Annotated in this window: 20 protein-coding genes and 1 tRNA gene; 12 read left to right on the forward strand and 9 right to left on the reverse strand. The window is 40.9% G+C overall.

The features are described from left to right. The first annotated feature begins 70 nt into the window (after positions 1 to 70). The gene (locus WKK05_RS07345) at positions 71 to 409 is read left to right on the forward strand and encodes a helix-turn-helix transcriptional regulator (RefSeq protein WP_341529102.1); all 339 of its coding nucleotides are present in this window, start codon (positions 71 to 73) and stop codon (positions 407 to 409) included. Between the two features lie 105 nt (positions 410 to 514). On the opposite strand, the gene WKK05_RS07350 is transcribed toward WKK05_RS07345, so the two are convergent. Next, on the reverse strand, positions 515 to 1,192 hold the full coding sequence (locus tag WKK05_RS07350) for a polysaccharide deacetylase family protein (protein WP_341529103.1): 678 nt from the start codon (positions 1,190 to 1,192) through the stop codon (positions 515 to 517). 479 nt (positions 1,193 to 1,671) lie between these two features. Between WKK05_RS07350 and WKK05_RS07355 the strand changes: the two genes are divergently transcribed. From WKK05_RS07355 to WKK05_RS07370, 4 genes are all read left to right on the forward strand, one after another. Next, positions 1,672 to 2,517, forward strand: coding sequence for an RnfABCDGE type electron transport complex subunit D (locus WKK05_RS07355; protein WP_341529104.1), 846 nt, complete (start codon positions 1,672 to 1,674; stop codon positions 2,515 to 2,517). Between the two features lie 34 nt (positions 2,518 to 2,551). Further along, positions 2,552 to 3,925, forward strand: coding sequence for a DUF2330 domain-containing protein (locus WKK05_RS07360; protein ID WP_341529105.1), 1,374 nt, complete (start codon positions 2,552 to 2,554; stop codon positions 3,923 to 3,925). Positions 3,926 to 4,263: 338 nt separating this feature from the next. Then, positions 4,264 to 4,917 (forward strand): sigma-70 family RNA polymerase sigma factor, encoded by a 654-nt coding sequence (locus WKK05_RS07365; protein WP_341529106.1) that lies wholly within the window; start codon positions 4,264 to 4,266, stop codon positions 4,915 to 4,917. Between the two features lie 338 nt (positions 4,918 to 5,255). Beyond that, positions 5,256 to 5,690 carry an Rrf2 family transcriptional regulator gene (locus WKK05_RS07370; RefSeq protein WP_341529107.1) on the forward strand — a complete coding sequence of 145 codons (435 nt, stop codon included), beginning with the start codon at positions 5,256 to 5,258 and terminating at the stop codon, positions 5,688 to 5,690. A gap of 92 nt (positions 5,691 to 5,782) precedes the next feature. Here WKK05_RS07370 and WKK05_RS07375 read toward each other — a convergent pair whose 3' ends face one another. The 3 genes from WKK05_RS07375 to WKK05_RS07385 form a co-directional block, all read right to left on the reverse strand. Beyond that, entirely contained in the window at positions 5,783 to 7,417 is a 1,635-nt protein-coding gene (locus tag WKK05_RS07375; RefSeq protein ID WP_341529108.1) for an alpha-D-glucose phosphate-specific phosphoglucomutase, read from the reverse strand. A gap of 258 nt (positions 7,418 to 7,675) precedes the next feature. Then, entirely contained in the window at positions 7,676 to 8,485 is an 810-nt protein-coding gene (locus WKK05_RS07380) for a glucose 1-dehydrogenase (RefSeq protein WP_341529109.1), read from the reverse strand. A 34-nt stretch (positions 8,486 to 8,519) separates the two neighbouring features. Then, complete coding sequence (locus WKK05_RS07385; RefSeq protein ID WP_341529110.1) at positions 8,520 to 8,723, reverse strand: hypothetical protein; 204 nt, start codon at positions 8,721 to 8,723, stop codon at positions 8,520 to 8,522. Between the two features lie 352 nt (positions 8,724 to 9,075). Between WKK05_RS07385 and WKK05_RS07390 the strand changes: the two genes are divergently transcribed. Continuing rightward, the gene (locus WKK05_RS07390) at positions 9,076 to 9,324 is read left to right on the forward strand and encodes an RNA-binding S4 domain-containing protein (protein WP_341529111.1); all 249 of its coding nucleotides are present in this window, start codon (positions 9,076 to 9,078) and stop codon (positions 9,322 to 9,324) included. Between the two features lie 199 nt (positions 9,325 to 9,523). On the opposite strand, the gene dpdE is transcribed toward WKK05_RS07390, so the two are convergent. Both dpdE and WKK05_RS07400 read right to left on the reverse strand, forming a co-directional pair. Next, positions 9,524 to 12,832, reverse strand: a complete 3,309-nt coding sequence (gene dpdE, locus WKK05_RS07395; protein WP_341529112.1) for a protein DpdE — start codon at positions 12,830 to 12,832, stop codon at positions 9,524 to 9,526. Between the two features lie 385 nt (positions 12,833 to 13,217). Then, on the reverse strand, positions 13,218 to 14,618 hold the full coding sequence (locus WKK05_RS07400) for a Rieske 2Fe-2S domain-containing protein (RefSeq protein WP_341529113.1): 1,401 nt from the start codon (positions 14,616 to 14,618) through the stop codon (positions 13,218 to 13,220). A 393-nt stretch (positions 14,619 to 15,011) separates the two neighbouring features. Between WKK05_RS07400 and WKK05_RS07405 the strand changes: the two genes are divergently transcribed. Together WKK05_RS07405 and WKK05_RS07410 are read left to right on the forward strand one after the other, a co-directional pair. Beyond that, positions 15,012 to 15,962, forward strand: coding sequence for an RpoD/SigA family RNA polymerase sigma factor (locus tag WKK05_RS07405; protein ID WP_341529114.1), 951 nt, complete (start codon positions 15,012 to 15,014; stop codon positions 15,960 to 15,962). 484 nt (positions 15,963 to 16,446) lie between these two features. Beyond that, positions 16,447 to 17,067 carry an O-methyltransferase gene (locus tag WKK05_RS07410; protein ID WP_341529115.1) on the forward strand — a complete coding sequence of 207 codons (621 nt, stop codon included), beginning with the start codon at positions 16,447 to 16,449 and terminating at the stop codon, positions 17,065 to 17,067. A gap of 40 nt (positions 17,068 to 17,107) precedes the next feature. On the opposite strand, the gene WKK05_RS07415 is transcribed toward WKK05_RS07410, so the two are convergent. Both WKK05_RS07415 and WKK05_RS07420 read right to left on the reverse strand, forming a co-directional pair. Further along, positions 17,108 to 17,260 (reverse strand): hypothetical protein, encoded by a 153-nt coding sequence (locus tag WKK05_RS07415; RefSeq protein ID WP_341529116.1) that lies wholly within the window; start codon positions 17,258 to 17,260, stop codon positions 17,108 to 17,110. Between the two features lie 97 nt (positions 17,261 to 17,357). Then, positions 17,358 to 17,429, reverse strand: a tRNA-Gly gene (locus WKK05_RS07420). Between the two features lie 832 nt (positions 17,430 to 18,261). On the opposite strand from WKK05_RS07420, the gene WKK05_RS07425 reads away from it, so the two are divergent. Both WKK05_RS07425 and WKK05_RS07430 read left to right on the forward strand, forming a co-directional pair. After that, on the forward strand, positions 18,262 to 19,137 hold the full coding sequence (locus WKK05_RS07425) for an Npun_R2479 family HD domain-containing metalloprotein (protein WP_341529117.1): 876 nt from the start codon (positions 18,262 to 18,264) through the stop codon (positions 19,135 to 19,137). A 256-nt stretch (positions 19,138 to 19,393) separates the two neighbouring features. Next, positions 19,394 to 20,509 carry an ABC transporter permease gene (locus tag WKK05_RS07430; RefSeq protein WP_341529118.1) on the forward strand — a complete coding sequence of 372 codons (1,116 nt, stop codon included), beginning with the start codon at positions 19,394 to 19,396 and terminating at the stop codon, positions 20,507 to 20,509. A gap of 164 nt (positions 20,510 to 20,673) precedes the next feature. Here WKK05_RS07430 and WKK05_RS07435 read toward each other — a convergent pair whose 3' ends face one another. Further along, positions 20,674 to 20,871 carry an NblA/ycf18 family protein gene (locus WKK05_RS07435; protein ID WP_341529119.1) on the reverse strand — a complete coding sequence of 66 codons (198 nt, stop codon included), beginning with the start codon at positions 20,869 to 20,871 and terminating at the stop codon, positions 20,674 to 20,676. Positions 20,872 to 22,022: 1,151 nt separating this feature from the next. On the opposite strand from WKK05_RS07435, the gene WKK05_RS07440 reads away from it, so the two are divergent. Together WKK05_RS07440 and WKK05_RS07445 are read left to right on the forward strand one after the other, a co-directional pair. Beyond that, positions 22,023 to 22,346 (forward strand): phasin family protein, encoded by a 324-nt coding sequence (locus tag WKK05_RS07440; RefSeq protein ID WP_341529120.1) that lies wholly within the window; start codon positions 22,023 to 22,025, stop codon positions 22,344 to 22,346. Between the two features lie 79 nt (positions 22,347 to 22,425). Beyond that, positions 22,426 to 22,947, forward strand: coding sequence for an FKBP-type peptidyl-prolyl cis-trans isomerase (locus WKK05_RS07445; protein ID WP_341529121.1), 522 nt, complete (start codon positions 22,426 to 22,428; stop codon positions 22,945 to 22,947). Positions 22,948 to 23,071 lie beyond the last annotated feature (124 nt).

The following is a 23,071-nucleotide window of genomic DNA, read 5'->3' on the forward strand; positions in this document are numbered from 1 at the left end:
ATTTCCTGGGCGGGAGTTTTTTTTGATGTTAGGATCTACCACTATAGATAAAATATAAAGTGCTATAGCTGTGAAACAAAAGCCAAAACCAAGGATTGCTTTGCTTCGAGAAAAGGCAGGGTTAACCCAGCTTGAGTTGTCACGTCTTGTAGGCGTGACTGAAAGCACTATCCAAAACTGGGAAAGCGGCAGGACTGGCACAGATCATATTGAAAGAATCATTAGGTTTTGCAAAGCCCTGAATTGCCCAGTAGAAGAACTAATTGAGTATGCGAGTGATTCATCAGAAGAACCAGCTGCAAAACCGAGTTCATTAAGTGAGATACATACTCTATTAGGGACTGATGATCTGCCTAAAACACCTAGCTTGCAACCTGAAGTCACTCAACAGCAACAGGCTAGGAGTTAGGAGAAAACAAGGGAATAGGTTACAGGGTAGAGGTTACATTCAAGAAAATTATCCCCTGTAACCTCATAGAATGCCTGTTATTCTGTGTTTTGAGTCTTTAATTGCTTATTTGGTTTGAGATTGCTGCCATAAGGTATCAACAGTAACAAACTCGTAACCTTGTTGTAGCAATTGCGGAATGAGGATTTTGATTGTGGCAGCAACATCTTGCCCGCCGCAGACACCATCATGTAAGACAATTAGTGAGCCGTTTTGCACTTGGTTGATAACTCGCTGTGCCACAGTAGCAACTCCCGGACGCACCCAATCTTCTGGTACGACACTCCACATTACTGGTCGGTAATACCACTGAGAGAAGAGTTTTAAGATAGCGGGTGTAAAGAAACCATTGGGGGGACGGACATCGCGCACTTGTTGAGGTTGCAGGTTGCAAGCGCTATGAATAGCAACTTGGGTTTTTTCTAAACTTTCTTTGAGGTCATTGGGGGAAAGCATGGGAAAAGAGCGATGATCATAGCCATGCAATCCGATCCAGTGTCCGCGATCGCTAACTGCTTTGGCGATTCCAGGTGAACGGTTAACGCAAACACCCAACCAAAAAAAATTAGCTGTGATTTTGTAACGGTCTAAAACAGTCAATACTTCTGGTGTGTATTGGGGATGGGGGCCATCATCAAACGTCAGTGCGATCGCTTTGGAATTGCGATCACCACTCCAAAGACAGTTGGGAAAAGTCGGTTGAAGAAAGCGATATAAAATCGGGTAAAGAGGAGCAAACTGCATCTCAATTTTTGGCGTAGCTTTTAATATCTTGTTGTGGAAAGCAAGCTAAATTTTCTGTTAATAAACAGTCAATTATGGTGTGACTAAAAAATAATACAGAGATAAGTAGAAGGGCTAAATTAAACCTAACTTGAAATTGCCGGGTTTCGACTGCGCTCAACCCTCTTCTAGTCAGGCTAACGAGCATTGAGCGAAGTTGAAATGCGTCTTCTAAATAATTGTACCCACTTACTTAGGGTAACGAGGTAACAAAAATTTATAGCAAAATTCAGAATGAAAACAGGCTTTATACCTGACTTTGAGACTTATATTGTATTCTTTCAACTACATCTTAACGTGACATTTGCCCACCCTGCCTAGAGAGCAAACAGCAGCTTGCTGTATGTGTTTGTAACAAAATCTGTAACAACAATATTATTTCTGCCTGTACTCGTCTAAATTGATGAGAAATATAGGGGAAATCCCCGAAATATGGGGTAATGCTATTCAAAGATATACGAGATTATCAAATTTTATTTCTGGGCTTGTTTCTAGTCTTGGGAATCGGTACTAGAGACTGGACGCTGCGACCAGAGTTAATTGCGGTAGCGATCGCAACTTGTTTATCAACGCAATGGATATTGTCATCAGTCATTTGCAAAGGACAAATAACGAATCTCCGCAGTGCCTTAATTAGCTCTTTAGGACTTAGCCTGCTTTTGCGAACCGACCACTGGACAACAATGGCTTTCGCCGCAGCAATTGCGATCGCTAGTAAATTTATCTTTAAAGTTGGCGATAAACATTTCTTTAACCCTGCTAATTTTGGGATCATTTCCGCCTTGGTTTTGACCCCCGATGCTTGGGTTTCTCCAGGACAGTGGGGCGAGGATTGGTGGTATGGGTTATTATTTGCTGGCACTGGTGGCATGATTTTGCAGCGGGTTGGCCGCTGGGACACAACAGCAGCTTTTTTGGGTGCTTACTCCTTATTAGAAGCAATTCGTAATCTTTGGCTGGGTTGGACTTGGGATGTTTACTGCCATCGATTGATGAGCGGTTCTTTGCTGCTGTTTGCCCTATTTATGGTCACCGATCCGCGATCTATTCCCAACAACCAAATCGGGCGTATAGTTTGGGCAATATGCATCGCCATCTTGACTTTTATCTTACGGAATTATTTCTTTGTCTCCACCGCAGTTTTCTGGGCGCTATTCACCCTTGCCCCATTGACCATCCTGATAGATGTTCTCTGGTCAGCGCCACGATTTTCTTGGTTTTGGGAGAGTAGCACAGATAAAGGAGATTCCTGTAGAGACGCGATTAATCGCGTCTCTACAGGATAATCGTGTCTCTCCTATTTATTTATAGAGGTATAAAATGAAACTTTTTAGACTTTTAACACCATTACTGCTGACAGTTGTAGCTGTGCTGTGCTTTGCACCGGCAGCTTGGGCATTTTGTGGATTTTATGTAGCTAAAGCAGATACAAAGCTATATAACAAAGCTTCTCAGGTAGTGATGGCGCGGGATGGCGATCGCACTGTTCTGACGATGGCAAACGACTTCCAGGGCGAAGTCAAAGATTTTGCAATGGTAGTACCTGTGCCAACAGTGCTGCAAAAAGAGCAAGTTCATGTAGCTGAACCTAAAATTATCGAGCGCTTGGATGCTTTTAGCGCACCACGATTAGTAGAATATTTTGATTCTGATCCCTGCGCTGCCACCGATTGGGTTGAGCAAGCGCCTGCACCCAGTGCAGCAGTAAGAGGTGGCGCAGCTAGAGAGAGGGGCGGGGATGCTAATTTGGGTGTCACAGTCGAAGCCCGTTTTAACGTGGGCGAATACGACATTTTGATTCTGAGTGCTAAAGAATCTGGAGGATTGGAAACTTGGCTTAAACGCAACGGCTACAAAATTCCTAGAGGAGCAAAACAGTTACTACAGCCCTACATTCGCTCCTCAATGAAGTTCTTTGTTGCTAAAGTCAATCTAGATAAATTCGAGCAATCTGGCTACCAGTTTCTTCGTCCGCTGCAAATTTCCTATCAGTCACCGAAGTTCATGTTGCCAATACGTTTGGGCATGATCAATGCTACGACAGAGCAGGATTTGATTGTCTACATCCTCTCCTCGAAAGGAGGTGCAGAAATCACTAACTACCGAACAGTGAAAATCCCTTCCGACACCAACATTCCCTTATTTGTTAAAGATGAATTTGGTGAATTCTACAAGTCAATGTTCCAAACTGCCTACACTAAAGAAGATAAAAAAGTCGGTTTTCTGGAATACGCCTGGGATATGGGTAGTTGCGACCCCTGTTCTGCCGAACCTTTAACCCCACAAGAACTTAAACAAGCAGGCGTATTTTGGCTAGATGATAATTCTGAAAATAATCTGTCAGTACCCCCAAACTTTCGTCGCTTTCCTAGCAGTAATGTGTTTATTACTCGTCTGCATATCCGCTACACCCGCAATAAATTCCCTGAAGACCCGATGTTTCAACAAACTTCCAATCAAGAATCTTTTCAAGGACGTTATATTTTGCAACATCCTTTTACAGGGGAAATTAAGTGTCAGGCTGGTAGAGAGTATAAGCGGTCTTTACCCAAGCGTTTTGAACAAGAAGCACAAACTCTTGCCAAGCTAACCAACTGGAATATCCAAGAAATTCGTAACAAAATGAAACTGAGTGTTGGTAATCTAACTTATTCTTGGTGGGAAAATTTCTGGTCTTGGCTAGGATTATATTAAAGGAACGTAAACAAATAGACATAGGAGAAGGATTCTCCTACCGACTCTTCTGTGTTGAGGTCAACTTCTAGGTTCGCAAGTTCGGACTTAACGGAAACTCAAAACTGTGCATTACAGAGTGCAAGCGCGTCTGCCGTTTCCGTGTCATTTTTTCCTGGTGGAAACACCTGTATGGCTTAGTACTTCTAACACCACTTGCTGCTAGATTTTTCTACCTCTGGATAGATATTTTTAGCAACAAAATTAAAAAAAGAAGCAGGATTACGATAAAGGGTCATTTGCTGGAACATCTTTATACGTAATACTAAGATATCCGTGCTTTGTTCGCCAAGATTGCTATGGTTGTTGAATTCGATGAACAGCTACGTGGCTTAGTTGTCCAAGCCTGTGGACACCCACCTGGAAGCATTCAGCGTCAGAAGCTGCTCACGCAAATTATTCGCCTGACTTCCAGAAAACTATGGAGGGAAAGTACTCCTTACTATCAAGATGCACTGCAACAAACTTGGTTGTATTTCTGTCGCAACGTCTGTGAAGGTTTGACAGGTCAAACCTATGACCCTACTTATGGCAGTGTTATTACTTGGCTGAATGCTTACCTAAAACGCAGATTACAAGACTTTTACCTAAACCTGCACCGGGAACAAGCCACAACAGTCTCTCTTAGGCATTATCAGTCTACATCGGGTGACAGAAATGAAACTATTGACCCTATAGATAACTTGCCTGCCACCCCCCAAGCACCTCCCATTTTGGAAAACTTGGAGATATGGATCAAAACAGACTCTGATGGAGAACTGCGTCATACTCACATTAAAGGGCGTCCAGACGTAAATTGTCAGGTGTTGATTTTAAAACGCCTACCCCCAGAAGTTAGCTGGAGAGAGTTGTCTGAGGAGTTCGGGTTGCCAATCCCGACATTGAGCAGTTTTTATCAACGTCAGTGTCTACCACGCTTACGAAAATTTGCTGAGTTGGAGGGTTTGTTATGAAGCTAGATTTTTGAAACTTTTTATCAGCTAATATTTTTAATTCAGATTAGCGATCGCCTATTCAATGAGGAATTTAAAGTGCGATCGCTTTTTATTTTACATAAATTTATTTGACTTTTGTTAATTAATAATGCAACTTGTAAACACGATAGCTAATACCAATTCATCACTTTCATTTATCAAATAGAAAAAAAATAATATTTGCTTCTATCGTTATTCGTCTTTAAACTGGGATCAACTAGCCCTCAAAAGTTGAATCTTTAGCTTTCCTGAGCAAAAGTTTAGGAAAACAGAGGCAGTCACTTTGTAGTATGAAATAAATTTAAAACATTACACCTGTGGTACTCTCTAACAAATCAGAATATGCACTTCTAGCCCTGTTAGAGCTGGCAACCTGCTACCCTAACGGGGAATCTCTACAAATTCGAGAAATAGCGGCATTACAAAATATCCCAAACCGCTATTTGGAACAACTTTTGGCAACGTTAAGACGGCAAGGCCTGATTAAGAGCATACGTGGAGCCAAAGGTGGCTATGTTCTGGCAAGAGACCCACGGACAATTACAGTTTTAGATGCTTTAAGCTGTATGGAAGGCTTAGACGCTGCTGTCCCTACTGATGAGCCGACTCCCAACACCATAGAAAACCAGTTGATTCAGGAAGTCTGGCAGGAAGCACGTCAAGCAGCGAACTTAGTTTTGCAAAAACATACACTCCAAGACCTTTGTGAAAGGCGAGCCAGCCGAGCGCAGGAGTTAATGTATTATATCTAGCAAGAAAGGAAGCAGGAAGCAGGGAGCAGGGAGAATAAAACACTAGAGATGAGAAACTGAGGATTTTTCTCATCCCTAATATTTCATCCCTCTTAAGTAATTACAGTTGGTTTTTCCATGTTTGTAAATGTGCGTACTTGGGCAACTTCATTTGCAATAGTAATTAAGTCTGCAAGGTTCTGTTGCGGCTCAAGATTTTGCTTACTAGTGTCAGGCTCATAGCTTTCCAAATAAATTCGCAACGTCGCGCCTTGAGTTCCAGTTCCAGAGAGGCGGTAGACAATCCGAGAGCCATCGGTAAATCCAATGCGAATTCCCTGATTTTCGCTGATGCTACCATCTACTGGGTCGGTGTAGCTAAAGTCATCGCTATATTCAACCTCGTAATTGCCCAATTTTTTCCCCTTGAGAGTGGGGATTTGAGTATAGAGGTTAGCAAGCAGTTGATTGGCACGCTCACTATCTATGGCTTCGTAGTCATGACGAGAGTAGTAATTACGACCGTATTTGTACCAATGTTCCTGCAAGAGTTGCTCAACAGATTTTTGTTTGACTGCTAATATGTTCAGCCAAAATAACACCGCCCACAGCCCGTCTTTTTCTCGGATATGGTTTGAACCAGTACCAAAGCTTTCTTCTCCACAAACAGTGGCTTTATTGGCATCTAACAAGTTCCCGAAGAATTTCCAGCCTGTTGGCGTTTCATAGCAATCAATCCCCAAATCTGCTGCTACTCTGTCAGCTGCTTGACTAGTGGGCATAGAACGCGCTACTCCAGCTAAACCATCTTGATAACCAGGAACTAAAGTAGCATTTGCTGTTATAACTGCTAAACTATCGCTTGGTGTCACAAAAAATTTGCGTCCCAGAATCATGTTGCGATCGCCATCACCATCAGAAGCTGCACCAAAGTCGGGAGCCGCTTCGCCAAACAATATCTTGACTAATTCGTGAGCATAGACCAAATTGGGGTCAGGGTGTCCACCACCAAAATCCTCTAAGGGAGTCCCGTTGATTACCGTCCCTCTTGGCGCACCAAGTCTTTGCTCAAATAGGTTATGAGCATAAGGCCCAGTTACAGCGTGCAACGAGTCCATGCACATCCGAAAATTTCCACTGCTGAGCAGTTCTCTAATCCGCTCAAAGTCGAATAACGACTCCATGAGTTTTTCGTAGTCCTGCACCGAGTCAATGACTTCAACTACCATATCTCCTAATTTAGACTCACTGAGTGTGTCTAAATTTACATCTGGTGCTTCTAAAATTTTGTAATGGTCTATTAACTTGCTACGCTCAAAAATTGCTGCGGTCACCTTTTCTGGTGCTGGCCCCCCATTACTGGTATTGTACTTTACACCGAAATCTCCTTCTGGGCCACCGGGATTATGGCTGGCTGATAGAATGATGCCACCGAAAGCATTATACTTACGAATTACACAGGAAGTTGCTGGGGTGGACATTATACCCCCAATACCAACTTTCACACGTCCAACCCCATTAGCAGCAGCCATTTTGAGGATGATTTGAATCGCTTGCCGATTGTAATAGCGTCCATCACCACCCAAGATTAAGGTTTGTCCTTGGAAATCTCCGATAGTATCGAAGATAGACTGAATAAAGTTTTCTAGGTAATGGGGTTGCTGAAAAACAGTAACTGCTTTTCGCAGTCCAGAAGTACCGGGCTTCTGATCGGGGAAGGGACTAGTAGAAATGTTACGGATATTCATGGAAATATTTCACAAATAAGGCATTTTCTTTTGCCAAATGCTCATTATAAGAATTTCTACTGTTCATTTAGTTAAGAAAATTTTTCGTCTTGGCTAGACGCTTGGCAAGAGACCAAGATTGTCAAGCTTTTACCCTGCTTGCACAAGTGCATTGCCAGTAGTACGGTTGTCCACAGGCAGAGCGAATTTAATAGTTCTGAAAACAATCGACGTAGCACCATGACAATTAGACCGTTTCGCCCAAATAGGGTAACAAACTTAGGCTGACCAAGGCTCTCGGAAATCGGCATAGAGGGTTAGTCCACCATCGATAAACAGTGTTTGTCCAGTGATGTAAGCTGCTTCCTCGGATACTAAGAAAGCGACCGCAGCCGCCATTTCATCGGAATTACCTGCTCGCCCCATTGGAATGTGACTCTCTACTACTGCTTTCTTTTCAGGGTCATCTACCCAAGCTTGATTGATCGGAGTAATAGTTGCTCCGGGGGCGATCGCATTCACACGAATTCCCCGGTTTGCGTACTCCAGTGCTAAAGTCTTCGTCAAATTTTCCATACCTCCCTTACTAATGGAATAGCTGACGTATAACGGACGAGGAATAATTTCATGCACACTGGAAATATTAATGATCGCGCCGCCCTGATTACGAGAAAGAAAATGCCGGATTACTTCTCGCGCACAAAGATAAGCACCCCGCAAGTTGACTGAAATAACTTTGTCAAATTCGTCTGCTGTGATTTCATGAGATGCTTTTTCGATTTGAATTCCGGCATTATTGACTAAAATGTCAAGACTGCCAAATTTCTCGACAACTGTATTCACCATTTTGATAATGTCTTGTTCTTGAGAAACATCTCCTTGAACCAAAAGAGAGCGCAGGCTGCATTCTTCTACTTGTCCGCAAGCTTTTTGCATTGCTATTTCTTCTGTGTCTTGTGCTTCTTCTTCACTCTTACGGTAATTGATTGCAATGTTGCAGCCTTCTTGTGCAAGACGAATGGCGATCGCCTGCCCAATACCGGAACTCGCTCCTGTAATCAGCGCATTTTTCCCTGCTAATCCTTTCATGACAAGTTTTTCTCCAAAACACAGAATGCTAACTTCAGGTAGTAGATGATGTTTCCCCTGAGTTGTAACCCGTAGTTAAGTTTGTTTCATCTGCCTGAGAAAATAATTTTTTCTCAGAGCTTGCAGGTGCTTTTGTTAACTCTGGTTGCCCATCAATCGTATTCATCCCACACAAACTGATTAATCTACCTTTAGTAGTAGCTACAAATGCCCCTCGTCGACTCCATATTGCTCTCATAATTGACTGAAAAAACTCAACTAGCGTAACAGTAAGACGAGAGTGCAAACTCTGGTAAGTCTCAGGAAGTACTACTATTAGGTTTATTTGGATGATGCGATAGTGTTAAGATAAATTATTAGATTTACTAAAAACAAATAAGCTTCTATCTCCTTTAGATAAAATCTTTTGGAAATAGCAGTAATTGTATTTTGCAGTATCTGCTTTAACTTGATAATTAGGTAGACATGAAGAAATTAAATTTTGTAATTAGTGCTAAAACACAAACTACGAACCACAAAATATTTTCAGTTTAATTAGGTCTACTTAATTAACGCTAGCTGACAATTAAGGAACTGTGCTTTTATTTACTATGAAACCCAGAGATAACACAATAAAGTTAAATCAATTTTTAAAGTTGATGGGTATAGTGCCAACTGGAGGGCAAGCCAAGCTAATGATTCAAGGTGGTAATGTAAAACTAAATGGTGAAGTGGAAACCCGACGAGGACGGCGATTAGTACCAGGTGATCAAGTGACAGTGGAAGGAAAAACTTTTGAAGTCAATCTAAACAACAGTGAAGAGCAAGACCCAGTAACAGTTCTTCCAGACGAAACTTGAGGAAGGCGTTGCAACCTCGACAAGTCAAGCAACGTTAGCATACAGCAGGCGATTCTCCCAAAAGGGAGACGCTACGCGATCGCATGAGTAATGCATTTGAATAGTTAACAATTCTAGGTGCGGCGCTTGGTGACAAAGCACCCTTGTATCTTAGAGAAAGTAGTAGCGCCGACTTACTTACAAAGCTAATGAAAAAGCATTAAGAATACCCAGGAAAAGGTCGCCCAGATACAACTATGAAACCGACAGAATCAAGTTGAATCTCCGGTTCACGAATTCCCTGGAGAATGGCTGCACTTAAAGCAGTTTCTATCTCCAGTTCTTCAGCTAGAGTCTTATTCAAAGGTTGCCGATTCAAGCGTAAACGTAATTGTTCTACTCTGTGCGCTAATTTTTGCTCAGCAACTTGAGCATAATGTTCGGATAATTTAACAAAATCGGGACGTTCGGTAAGTAACTTCTTAGACGTATCACGCACTTGATAGCAAATGTTTTGCCAATTATTAACAGCAATAAAATTGTCAATAATCTCTATACGTTCCTTTGCCAGATTATAATCTTGTGTTCCCTTACTATTTTTATCTTTACTATATGGACGTTGTAAAATATTTAAGAGCAATTCATCTTGAACACCACATAGTACTTCAGAGCGAGTATCAATAAAGATAGTTTCAACTATTGGAGGAAATAAAGCATTGACACGCCGCTTCCAGATACTGGATTGAAAATTATCTAGTTGATAATCTGCTAAAATTTGTTTGACAACTTTGAGATTGCCCTCAACTAAATAGTTACATCCAAAACCAAACCACTCCTTTCCTTTACTAGTATCCCAAGATGTATCTTGACGCCAAAGAGCAAAAGCTTGACCTCGGTCATCCCATTCTACATAGTTCAAGAGTCCATCTACCAATCCTTCTCCAATTCTAAAAAGCTTGATGCCAGGATTCTGGTTGGCTACTCTGCGATTATAAGTACCAAATTGGTCTATATTGCTATTAGCAAAGTGAGTTTTAAATTCATCCGCAGCAACTAAGGTTTGCTTTGTTGCTTGATAAGATTTCACATCTGATAATTCTGGGCTATAAATTGATTTGAAGTGTAGTGCCTGCTCAATCCAACCTTCCACAGCTTGTTTGATTTCAAGATGTTTACTATCATAATTATCTAACTCTTGAAAATATCTACTACCATGCTCTTGAGCGTTAATTTCATCTAAAGCATTTTCTTCACTGATTTTTATCTCCTCTTCAGAAATTTCTTGTTGAATTGTTTCTGTAGCTTTTAATAGTCCACTAGCTCCTGAATCAAATAGAATCGTTTCTAATTCTGGTAACTTCGTACTAATATAAAACTGGAAACTGGCAATTGATTGATTAAAGATAGACAGTCCGTCTTTGAGGAAGTTATACCAAGCAGCATGAAGACTATCTTCTAAATCAGCGCCAACTAAGACAGTAAAGTTAAAATCTGTAGAATGACCAATCCGGTCAACTCTGCCAATTCTTTGGTCTAGTTGATTGGGTTTCCAAGGAATGTCAAAATTAATCATCCAATCGATGAATTGGAAGTTATGACCGTTCTCAGCAGAAGAGTCACAAACTAAAATAAAACAATTAGGATTAGTTTGAAACTGGTTTAAATTTTTCTCAATTTGTGCAACGGTTTGTTCTGATTGATGAACAGCAACACTTGCCTTATCAAAAGTCATGGATAAGCAACGAGCAATTTCTAAACAACTTTGTTTAAAACCAGTGAATATCACAGTTTTTGGCAAAGAATCACCAGGAATAGGTCTTTGAATTCTTTGTTTTATTCTCTCGCTTAGTTGGTTAATATTGCTACGAAATGATTGCAACCCCAGAATTTCTGATAAGCGATAGAGGAGGATAATTTTTAGTAATTCGATGCGGTCTCCATCTTCCGATGGTTGACTAATAATTTGTTGCAAGGATATCAAAATCTCTTTTTCTCCAGTAAACTTTGGAGTTTGAATCAAGATATTGATATCATCATTGCCAAACTCTTTGATGAGTGCAGGATGAGAAATCCCATTTAAACGTGCTGCAATTACCTGTTCTAAAATGCCTAACCACGTACCAGCAGCCAAGAACAACAGCAGAAAAATACGTCTATAATCCTCTTGATTAGGAGCGACACTACGCCATTTCTCAATCAGTTCGTGGATGTCTGGGGAGCGCTCATCTAAATCGTATTCTTCTTTAGGTGTAATCTTGCGATTAAATATGACATCTGTTACGGAAGCACGACGGTTAGAAAGTACTCGGCGGTGTAGCCTATAGGTATTACTAACGTGTGTACAAATGGACTGGATAATTGTATCTTGTTCAGCGGAGTTTGTTGGTAAACAATTTTTCCAATTTTCTGTCAGATTTAGTAAATACTTATCTTCAGGTAATAAATTTTGGAGTTGCTCTAAGTTGGTTTTAATTTTGGAAGGATTTGTATCTTTTCTTAGTGAGAGGATAACTCGGCCAAGGAGTTGACGACTTTGGTCTTGAGCATGAAAACTTACTAAATCATCAAGTTTATAAGTTGTTGGTTCAAGTAAGTGTAGCATTACCAGAAAATCTTGTTCATGCCTAAGAACAGGGCTGGCAGATAATAAAAGTAAACGTTCGCTTCTATGAGCCAGATGTTTGTAAGTTTCAAAACGCTGGCGCACTGCTGTTTCGTCAGAATTAGCCATTACTGCAACTTGCTGAGCTTCATCTAGAATCAGCAAGCCAATATTCGCTTTCGGGTTGATTTTGTGTATATCATCAAATGCCAGCACTACTACTCGTTTTGGAAAATGAGAGATGTAAAATTTCTTTTCTAATTCATTGCGCCATTGTTGAAGTAAATGTCCTGGGACAAGTACCACTGCACCTTTTTTTGGTTCATCTAGGAGATATTGACGTAGAATTACACCTGCTTCAATAGTTTTTCCTAGTCCCCCCTCATCTGCGAGTAAGTAACGTTGAGTGACATCTTCTAGTACGCGGCGGACAACTTCAACTTGATGAGGATAAAGATTAATATTAGCCGAAATCAATCCCGTCATTCCACGACTAACAGCACGCTGCTTAACTAAACATTTAAGCAAAGCCAATCTTCTGTCGTGCAAGTAAGGCGTTTCGTGACCTTTGATTGCTAAAGTTTCAATAGGGTCTTTTATAGCTAGATTGCAACGGACGTAAATTTCTTGTTCACTAATAATTACAGTTTTTTTATCTGGCAAATCAACCTGATACTTTTGAGTGTCTTCGTCCCAAGCAAAAATTCTGCCAGTTATACATTTATCCTGGTTTTTTAACTTGATATAGCATCGAGTCTGACACTGTAGTTTAACTTGAGACAGTGAATTTAAAGGCAAAGATTTTTGCAAACGTTGCCCTAATGAGCAGAAATACTCAACAAGGATATCACCATGAGTGATGTCAATAACCTTTCCAATCCCCAAAGAATTGTTCGAGGACTTTACTAGTGAGCCAAGCTTAATCATAGTTTCAGTCCCCTAAGCGTACTAAAATAACTTTCCAGAATGTTTTCAAAACTCATGTCTGGAAATTTTGCAGAATTTCAATTGTAACTGGTTTCTGCCAGTTACATTATAGTGCTGGCAAGTTTTGAAAGTTCTGTTTCGTATACCACGTAAAAACCAGGACTTCCGCACTCACATTGCCTAACCCCCTTAAAATTGATACTGCGTGTGTTAGTGCAAAAACTTGTGCTGGGTGGATGGTTTGATTTGCCCTTGCTCACCATCAACCAAAAGCAAAACTATACGCAAAGCAAGGGTTGTAGATGAAGCGAAAGCAGATATATCCCGACTCATCTTAATTATCGCCAGTCAGAATGTGGGACTAGCTGATTCTCTATGTTAGGTTTCAGTTTTTCTCAGGTAGGTTCCTTGGAGGTACGGCTCGTCCATCATAAAACTGCTTTTGGAGTTTATTCAGTCCTATCCATACTACTCCAAAGATTAAGGGAGCTACAGTTTCAATGACAACTGCTAAAACTGATGTTGTGTTAAATAACGTCAGCATTGGAACACTTGCTAAAGCAAGTACTGCTGCAACTCCACTCCAGAATTTCAGTTGCTCAATTTTAGCTAGCGCCGAGCTACAACTGGCACACTTCTCTGTATGCGAATGGTATCTTTCTAGCAGTTTATCTTTTGGCAGTGGGGGAGAAAAAGTTTCTTTGGGAAATGGTTCGGCGTTATATTGGTTTACCCACTGACGCAACTCAAAAACAAAACTATCTGCTTTGGTAGGGAGGTAAAACGCTTTAGTAAAGTTAGGGCTACCTCCTTTGGCTTCAAGATACCTTTCCTGATAGTGCAGGAAAATTTGATCATCTTCTAAAACACCATTTTGTCCTATGTGATAATACCAACGCGGTCTTAGCTTAATAAATAAACTCGGAAGAACAGAAGGAAACTTGAAGGGAAAACGGGCGAACAGACGACATTCTCCTTTACGGATAGGTGTAGCGTAGACAACAGTTAAAATTCTGCCACGTTGGGAGTTGATGTCATGCCACATTAAAGAAGGAGCGACGAAGGTTGTAGATAATTCTCCTGATTGCCCTGGTTGTAAACCTTGTTTCCAAATACCTTTGAATCCATGTTTTCCAGATTCTGTTACTTCAAGTTCTAAAGGTGCTGCATTTGCCCTATTTCCTACCGTTTGGTGATGTGTGAAGGATACGTGGCTAGGGTCTAGTATATTTTCTAAAAGCGTTAGCGCATCATAAGGCACATCCCTAAATGTATTAATTAGAACCCATCCTTCGGGAGATTCTTCTAATGGCTGAATAACCGGAACTTTGGTTTTGGCAGCATTTTCGGACATACCAGCGTATACAAACAGGAGTCCTTGCTTTTCAATAGTAGGTAATGATACTACGCAAGCTCGTTTAGAAATCTCTGCTGTTCCACCTTTTTGTTGCTGGGGAATCCTTTGGCAATCTCCATCTCCAGAAAAAGTCCAACCGTGATATGGACACTCCAACAACCCATCATTAGTAAGCCTGCCTTCCGATAACGGCGCTAAACGATGAGGACACTGGTCTTCAAAGCTCCTCCAAGATTCGGCAAGTCTATCCCACCAAATTACAATATCTCTTCCCAACAGTGTAAAAGGGGTTGGTTTTGATTTGTCTAAGTCCTCAAGGTAATGGACGGGATACCATGCCTCTTTACTATCAAAACTATCCGCTTTATTACCACCCGGAGATATTTCCTCCTGAAAACCATCTATTAAATTAAGTTCTTTCTCAAGCATTTTTATATTGATTAATCTTGATCACAAACTCTTAGGTGTATTGTATACATCCAGCATTCTCGCGTTTCCTGTTAAACAGGGGTAATTTCCCTACTGCCAATGAACTATCCAGGACATGAGGGTGAGTATAGCCAAACCGAGAACGACAGTGATCCTCAAAGATTGAGTGCGTTGAGCGATATAATTAGCGATCGCCTATGGCACTGAAAAGAAAAGCGATCGCCTTTGCCATTCGCCCATCAAAAAAGCATTATTGACTTAATCCTCACAATGCCTTAACCTGCAATGGTTTGAGCATTTCTTAACTATCGAAATTACCAAACTTGATTGAGCTATTTGATTTATACTTTTAAGTCCCCCTGATTGTCAAAAGAGAATTAAGTTTTAAGTTGTATGTCCAGCCTCAGTTCAGACATGGTTCGCATTTATTTGCAAGAAATTGGTCAATATCCTTTATTAAAACCAGATGAAGAAATTGCTTATGGTAGACAGGTACAACAAATGATTGCCATTGAGCAATCTAAAAATGAACTCAGCCAACAGCTAGAGCGTGAACCAACTTTGAGCGAATTAGCGACTTTTGTTGAAAAAACCGAAACACAAGTCCAATCTATACTTCAGCAGGGTCACAGAGCTAAACAAAAAATGGTAACAGCCAACCTGCGGCTGGTAGTTTCGATTGCCAAAAAATATCAACGTCGTAATCTCGAATTTTTAGATTTGATTCAAGAAGGAGCAATTGGTTTACAAAGGGGGATAGAGAAGTTTGATCCGAATCGTGGTTATAAATTATCTACCTACGCATATTGGTGGATTAGTCAAGCCATGACAAGAGCGATCGCAGAAAAATCAAGAACAGTTCGCTTACCCGTTCATTTGACTGAAATACTTAACAAAATTAAGAAAGTTCAGCGGGAACTGTCTGTGACATTGGGACGTCCAGCTACGATCGCAGAAATTGCCGCTGTGATGGATTTATCACCAGAACAAATCCGTGAATATTACAGTGCATCTCGTCAGCCTTTTTCTTTAGATGTTCGGGTGGGAGAAAATCAAGATACGGAACTCGGTGAACTTTTGGCAGATGAAGGTATTTCCCCAAGCGAACAGATAACCATCGAACTTCTACGCCAAGATATGAATAATTTGTTGGCATCACTCAAACCGATGCAGCGCGATGTCTTAATTTGGCGCTTTGGACTTGAGGATGATCAAGAGCTAAGTTTAGCCCAAATTGGGCTACGGTTAAATGTCAGCAGAGAGCGAGTTCGTCAAATCCAGCAGCAAGCTATGACTATTTTGCGTCGTCAACAACCAGAACTTGGACAGTATTTGTCTTCTTAAGATAATCGCTCTGATCATTTCACTAGGAATAGCTACCGTCCATGATCTGGTAACAGGAGCTATTTTTAGTGAGGTACTCCTTCTCGCAGTTCTTTTTCTTGGAGGAGTGACAATTATGTAATTTATTTTGCATAAGTAATTACTACTGAATTAACGTGAGTTCGACAAGTGCTATGTTGACCTCTCCCCTAGCCCCTCTCCTACGAGGAGCTACCGTGTACAGACAAGTCGGCAGACCTCTCCCCACACCCCTCTCCGATGCGGAGAGGGGCTTTGAGGATTGGCTCCCCTTCCCTACCAGGGAAGGGGCTGGGGGTTAGGTCTCTTGTGTGTCACCGTAGCTCCGCTTCGGAGAGGCAGGTTGGAAGGGAGAGGTTCATCGAACTCACGTTGAATTAACTAACGAAACACCTCAAAATAAAAAAGAGGATTTATGGCTCAAGAGCAATGGACTGCGGTCGATAGCTACATCACCGATTTGTTTGTGCCGCCCGACCCCGCTCTGGATGCGGCGCTCGAAGCCAGTGCGACGGAGGGTCTACCACCGCACAACGTTTCGCCAAATCAGGGCAAGCTACTACTGCTGTTAGCGCAGATTCATAGGGCAAACAGCATATTAGAGATTGGTACGCTAGGCGGCTACAGCACAATCTGGCTGGCACGGGCGCTACCCACCGACGGTCGCTTAATCACACTGGAGGCAGACCCAAAGCACGCCGAAATTGCCCGCGCCAATATTGCGCGTGCTGGTCTTGCCAAAGTTGTTGACTTGCGCCTCGGTCGGGCGCTGGATACTTTGCCGCAACTCGCCGCCGAAGGTTGTGGCCCATTTGACCTAATTTTCATTGACGCCGATAAGCCAAGCAATCCAGATTACTTCGCGTGGGCGCTCAAGCTTTCCCGGCGTGGCACGTTAATCATCGCGGATAATGTCGTGCGTAACGGAGCGGTAATCGATGCCGCTAGCAGTGATCTCAGTGTCCAAGGAGTGCGTCGCTTCAACGAGCTACTCGCGATTGAACCACGTGTTAGTGCTACCGCAATCCAAACTGTGGGCAGCAAAGGGTATGATGGTTTTGCGATCGCGATCGTTACCGCTGACTAAATTCAAGTGTGTATTTACTCCATAGGAATCGTTAAGCTGCCTATTTTTGACCAACAGCCATGATATGAGTGCTCACTCCTAATATGATGGATGGTTCGGTTTCTAGCCAACGGATGGATTTTAAAAGGCGATCGCGACGACCTGGATCATTCCAGTGTTCATCAAAGTTTTGTGGTACTAAGATATTCTTCAATATAGATAGAATGAAGGGATAGTATATTTGTTAAATGACAAATTAAACGTCAACATTAATGATTGACATATAATGTGCGAATGTACAAATATACAAAAGCGGGTGATGGGACTCGAACCCACGACGTTCACCTTGGGAAGGTGACATTCTACCACTGAATTACACCCGCAAACAGAACTTTAATTTCTAATAACAACACATAGTATTATACTACTTGTTTTTGCCAAATTAGAATTTAAAAAGTAAATTTTTAACTAAGTGTTGTCAATGAATTTATATATCTTTACTAAATATCTGAGTCTGGCGGTTTTTTATCAAAACTAGAGTGTAATGTATGTATTACACTACTTGCACTACTCGTAGCGAGACAGGAATCAATTCATCGTCTTATTGACTAGTTGGATAATGACTACGCCTATCTCACTAAGAAGGCTAAGAAGCGATCGCCGTCCCAAAATTTTGTTTTTCTTAATAAAACTGAAATTTGTGCTTATTTTTCGACTTGGCCCTTTTCTTGGGTACTTATCTGTGGCTTAGCTTAATTAGTATATTATAAACCGATTATATGCTTTTCATACGAGTAATTACCAAGTTGAAAGCTTTAAAACAGTATACTTAAGTTATCAATTATACAGCTATTTTATAACCACATTTATCTTATCTAGGTCACACAGTATATCTATTTGGATCACTGCCAACCAAAGGTCATAGATGAAAAAATGGTTAATCTAAATGTTGTATCCAATCAATTCACAGAGTACGAGCATTTTAATATACAAAATTATTATTTGGTTTACGCGTCAGGTAATTCTTTTGAAACCCCATCCCTGTGAGAAATTCACAGCATATAATGACAATCCAGGCATACGGAAATCTAGCGCCTACGCCTATACCTGAGTTACAAAGGAGCAGCCTGGATTATTCTAAATTCCCATCAAGGCAACTCTAAGTTATGCCATTTGAAATCAATACATAATTTATATCCACCTGAGTAACCAGATATGTTCAATGCCACTGAGATTCTAATTGATGCCTTTGTAAATCAAATTCGAGAAGGCTATCATCGCACCTACGGCTGCTTAAAAAATGATTATCAGGATATTATCGCTTGGGCAGGTAGCATGGCTTTGGAAAACATTGCCAATAGTGATGCCCTTTATCACAATGTTGAACACACAGTCCTTGTCACCTTGGTGGGTCAAGAGATTTTACGTGGTAAACACATTAGAGAAGGCGGTGTTTCCAGTGAAGATTGGTTACATTTTATTATCTCCTTAGTTTGCCATGATATTGGCTATGTTAAGGGAGTGTGCCGCCAAGACCGAGAGGCAGCAGGTTTCTATGCCACAGGTAAAAATGGCAGAATGATTTCTGTCGCTCCTGGCGCTTCTGATGCGAGTCTTACACCCTATCATGTTGACCGAGCAAAGCTGTTTATCGATGAGCGTTTTGGTGGTCATAAGTTAATAGATGCTGAAGCGATTAAGAGCAATATTGAATTAACTCGTTTTCCTGTGCCTACAGCCGAAGATCATCAAGATTCAAAGTGCTTTGCTGGGTTAGTACGTGCTGCTGATTTAATTGGTCAATTAAGCGACCCACGTTACTTAAAAAAAATTACTTCTTTGTTCTACGAGTTTGAAGAAACGGGGATGAACAAAGTTTTGGGTTACAAAACGCCTGCCGATTTACGGAATAACTACGCTAAGTTTTATTGGAATGGAGTCTATCCGTATATCCAAGAGGGGCTACACTACCTTTCCCTGACACAGCAGGGAAAACAAATTCTTGCTAATCTTTACTCAAATGTGTTTGTTGTAGAACATGAAAAACAACAGGAAGAACAAAGGTATTTAATTGAGCAGCGACATGGTTAGATATTAGTCAAGAGTCAGTAGCTAAAACAGGAGTTACGCACTCTCGACGTAAAATAAAGGTTTGAGATTGCTTGTCTGCAACACCAAGGCGAACACTTCGCTATCACTGCGTAAAGCCCTTCGGGCATGGCTACGCTTAACGCAATGACTTGATTTCGTCACTGTGCGTAAGTTCATATAAAAGTCTAGAGTTTTTGACCCTTGACTCTTGACCCTTGACTGTTGACTCTTAACCCTTAACCCTTGACTCAAAATTATGGATTGGTGGCGACGACTAAAGAAAAATCCTTTGGCACGATTTGGGGCAATTTTACTGTTAATTTTCTATTTAGCTGTAATTGCGGCTGATTTCGTGGCCCCTTACGACCCTTATGTCTCACAACCTAATGGTTCGTTACTGCCACCAACTAAGATATACTGGGGTTCTCAGTCAGGGCAGTTTATCGGGCCTCATGTTTATCCAACGACTCAGGGAAATACAAACTTAGAAACAGGCGATCGCAAACTGATTGTAGACTTTACAAAACCCTCACCTTTGCGCTTATTTGTTTCTGGGCCAGAATACCGATTGTTCCAGGTTAGTTTCCCACTACCCCCAAGTTGGGATGAAGTCACAGTAATTCCTGGTATTCCTTTAAATTGGCATTTATTTGGTACAACAGGTACAGCAAAATTCAACCTTTTAGGTACAGATGACCAAGGACGCGACCAATTCAGCCGCTTAGTACACGGTGGTCGCATCAGTATGTTTATCGGTATTTTCGGCGTTGCTATTTCCTTTCCTCTTGGTTTGCTAATAGGTGGAATTTCCGGTTACTTCGGAGGTGTGACTGATACCATCATCATGCGCTTAGCAGAAGTGCTGATGACTTTCCCTAGTATTTATCTTTTGGTTACTTTGGGAGCCGTCTTACCAGCAGGTTTAAGCAGTACCCAGCGCTTTTTGTTGATTGTGATAATTACTTCGATTATTGGTTGGGCTGGCTTATCACGAGTAATTCGTGGACAGGTACTATCAATTAAAGAGCGAGAATTTGTACAAGCAGCACGCGCAATGGGTGGTAACCCGCTGTATATCATCCTCCGCCACGTTTTACCGCAAACTGCTACTTATATAGTCATTTCTGCTACTCTTGCAGTTCCTAGCTTTATTGGCGCAGAAGCGATACTGAGTCTCATTGGCTTGGGGATTCAACAACCAGACCCTTCTTGGGGTAATATGCTTTCTTTAGCAAGCAATGCTTCTATCTTGGTGCTACAACCTTGGTTAATCTGGCCGCCAGCGGTGTTAATTATCCTTACAGTGCTAGCATTCAACTTACTTGGTGATGGGCTAAGAGATGCTCTTGACCCTCGCAGTTTAAGAAGATAGCTTTGACTAATGCCCTGAAATTGGACAAAATAGCAATCCAAAAAATTCGTAAGAAACAATAACCCCAGTTTTTCAAAAAAACCGGGGTTTTTAAACTTCAAATTTTTACCAATCAACTGGGATTACCATAGCAGTATCAGAGCTAATTTCACACAGTCTAAAAATTAATACGAATCTATTGATTTAATGCCTTTATAATTACTAATAATATTATCTTTGAGCATAGCTATTTGAGCAAATTTGACTAATAGCTTTTGTGCTTGCTGTTGGTTTAAACCTTGAATATGTATTTCTAAAACTTTTAGTTTGAAATGCTGTTCTAGACTCAGTTGTGTAGAGTTATTAATATTTACTTTACTCATTGCTTTGAATACCTTTTATTTTGCTAGTTGACTGCATTTTTGGAATTTAAACTATTTCCCAAAAAAATATGTATTTCATAAATTTGGATGTTAGCCATTAGTTTTCTCTTTGTTATAAAGGGTGTTTTTAGCAAAAGTACAATTAGAAGGAAGATATTTGGTCTAAGTTCAGTTTTGATCTTGACAATTTATTTGGGATAAATCAAGCCTATAAAATTGGTTTTTGAGACATAATTTACAGAATTTTGTCTACATATATTTTAGTATGTCATTCAAGTCAAAAATGAATAAAATTATTGCAAAAAGAATAATTTTTAGTTAAAAACTAATTTAATTAAGCTAACAACTAAAGCTTAGAACTGGTTTTATACTACAACAGCTATAAACTTACGTGGAAGTATTTCTTTATAAGATGCCTGCTTTGAGCCTCGCTCAGTGAGAATTTGCGCTAATAACCAAATTAAAAACACAGGCATAACTACTTTAGTTATGTCTTTTAAAATGAATGATATTTAAACACAGAAATATAGTTTACAATACGGCACTTTTAGCACATATACTAAAAGCGATCGCCTATGCAAAAAAGGCGCTCTGGACTTGGAAGAAGATTCAATCCCTACTGGACTGGATCAGCTATTTTGTCACACCTGTTATAAGAAAAGTTATAAAAATTGAAGATTTGTAAAAATAAAGTCAAAAAACTGTTTTTATATGGCTGTTTGATTGCTCTTTCCAGAAAATAAAAGAGACTCAATTTACTTTTAAGTTTCCTGATTACTGTAAAAATCAAGAAATAAAATACCAAGTAATAGACGTATAAAAATCAGTTTCTCTTTGATTTAGACATCGCCTTTATTATCAACTATGGAGTAATTTCCGTACCTGCTACTCTGCTGACTCATAATTGGCTAAAAATCCAGGAGGCTGAACCAGCACCCTATCCAAATGTCCTCATCCTTGACAATAAAATTTCCCGTAATGGGGTTAACCATAAACTTAAGGAGTTTTACTACAACGCTCTTTGCTCTCTGTGTTTGCCAATTTGCCAAAATAGAGCTGTAGGCTAGAATAACTAGGCTTCCAGCATAGCTTGATTGGGTACACTCACGAGCAAGGGTCGGCTGGTTTGAAATAAGTAAGAGGAAGGGAGTATGGACAGCAACAACTGGTTGCAACAGCTAATGATGGTGGGGATTGGCACAACGTCGTTAGTAGCTGATAAATTGCGGCAAGTCAGCGATGATTTGGTAAAAGACGGTAAGCTAAATCCTGAACAAGCCAAGGCGGTAATCGATGATCTTGCACAGCAGTTAAAGTCAGAACAGGGAAACTGGGATGCCCAAATGCAACGGCAAATGCGAAATATGTTGCAGGATTTAGGAGTACCTCGCCAGTCGGAAGTGGATGAACTGCGGGGTAGAATTGACCGTTTAGAGCGTCAACTGCGTGATTTAGAAAATAAGCTTTGGCGTTAGGATATCTTTTCTGATTTAAACTAAATGTGTCCTGTTGATAATCCTTTTACCAGGCTACCTAAATAGGGAGAACTGAATTTTGAAAGCAATTTTCCTCAGCGTGGCGTTTATGCTGGTAAGTGTTGTGCTTTTGGTGTTGGTGCAAGTAGGCAGTAAACAGGATACTGCTATTGCTACCCAAATAACCCAAACGACGCCAGCGCCCACAGCTATAACTGAAAACAATATCCTAATAGCGAACAAACCTATGTCTGATGCCAATACCATAACTACCCCCTCTGGACTGAAGTATGTCGATGAAAAAGAAGGGACTGGAGCGACTCCTGAGCCTGGACAAACAGTTGAGGTTCATTACACCGGCACTCTAGAAAATGGTAAGAAATTTGATAGTTCACGCGATCGCAACCAAACCTTCAAATTTAAAATCGGTGCTGGACAAGTAATCAAAGGTTGGGATGAAGGACTTAGCACGATGAAAGTAGGCGGTAGTCGTAAGTTAATTATTCCTCCTGAATTAGGTTACGGCGCTCGTGGTGCTGGTGGCGTGATTCCACCCAACGCCACCCTAATTTTTGATGTGGAATTGGTAGGAGTTAAATAGAAAATAGGGAATGGGGCATTGGGCATGGGAGCATACTGCTCTATGAGAGGCTGCGCTCTAAGCGTAGCTATGCCGCAGGCTTTACGACTGCTTTCGGCTTCTCTGCGAGACCAAGGCGTTAGCG

Source organism: Nostoc sp. UHCC 0302, from assembly GCF_038096175.1.
In the GTDB taxonomy this organism is placed as follows: Bacteria; Cyanobacteriota; Cyanobacteriia; order Cyanobacteriales; family Nostocaceae; genus UHCC-0302.

Coding starts and splice junctions, on each gene's coding strand:
- WKK05_RS07350 (WP_341529103.1), bottom strand. CDS start 1,192: ATGCAGTTTGCTCCTCTTTACCCGATTTTATATCGCTTTCTTCAACCG.
- WKK05_RS07355 (WP_341529104.1), top strand. CDS start 1,672: ATGCTATTCAAAGATATACGAGATTATCAAATTTTATTTCTGGGCTTG.
- WKK05_RS07360 (WP_341529105.1), top strand. CDS start 2,552: ATGAAACTTTTTAGACTTTTAACACCATTACTGCTGACAGTTGTAGCT.
- WKK05_RS07365 (WP_341529106.1), top strand. CDS start 4,264: ATGGTTGTTGAATTCGATGAACAGCTACGTGGCTTAGTTGTCCAAGCC.
- WKK05_RS07375 (WP_341529108.1), bottom strand. CDS start 7,417: ATGAATATCCGTAACATTTCTACTAGTCCCTTCCCCGATCAGAAGCCC.
- WKK05_RS07380 (WP_341529109.1), bottom strand. CDS start 8,485: ATGAAAGGATTAGCAGGGAAAAATGCGCTGATTACAGGAGCGAGTTCC.
- WKK05_RS07385 (WP_341529110.1), bottom strand. CDS start 8,723: ATGAGAGCAATATGGAGTCGACGAGGGGCATTTGTAGCTACTACTAAA.
- WKK05_RS07390 (WP_341529111.1), top strand. CDS start 9,076: ATGAAACCCAGAGATAACACAATAAAGTTAAATCAATTTTTAAAGTTG.
- dpdE (WP_341529112.1), bottom strand. CDS start 12,832: ATGATTAAGCTTGGCTCACTAGTAAAGTCCTCGAACAATTCTTTGGGG.
- WKK05_RS07400 (WP_341529113.1), bottom strand. CDS start 14,618: ATGCTTGAGAAAGAACTTAATTTAATAGATGGTTTTCAGGAGGAAATA.
- WKK05_RS07405 (WP_341529114.1), top strand. CDS start 15,012: ATGTCCAGCCTCAGTTCAGACATGGTTCGCATTTATTTGCAAGAAATT.
- WKK05_RS07425 (WP_341529117.1), top strand. CDS start 18,262: ATGTTCAATGCCACTGAGATTCTAATTGATGCCTTTGTAAATCAAATT.
- WKK05_RS07430 (WP_341529118.1), top strand. CDS start 19,394: ATGGATTGGTGGCGACGACTAAAGAAAAATCCTTTGGCACGATTTGGG.
- WKK05_RS07435 (WP_341529119.1), bottom strand. CDS start 20,871: ATGAGTAAAGTAAATATTAATAACTCTACACAACTGAGTCTAGAACAG.
- WKK05_RS07440 (WP_341529120.1), top strand. CDS start 22,023: ATGGACAGCAACAACTGGTTGCAACAGCTAATGATGGTGGGGATTGGC.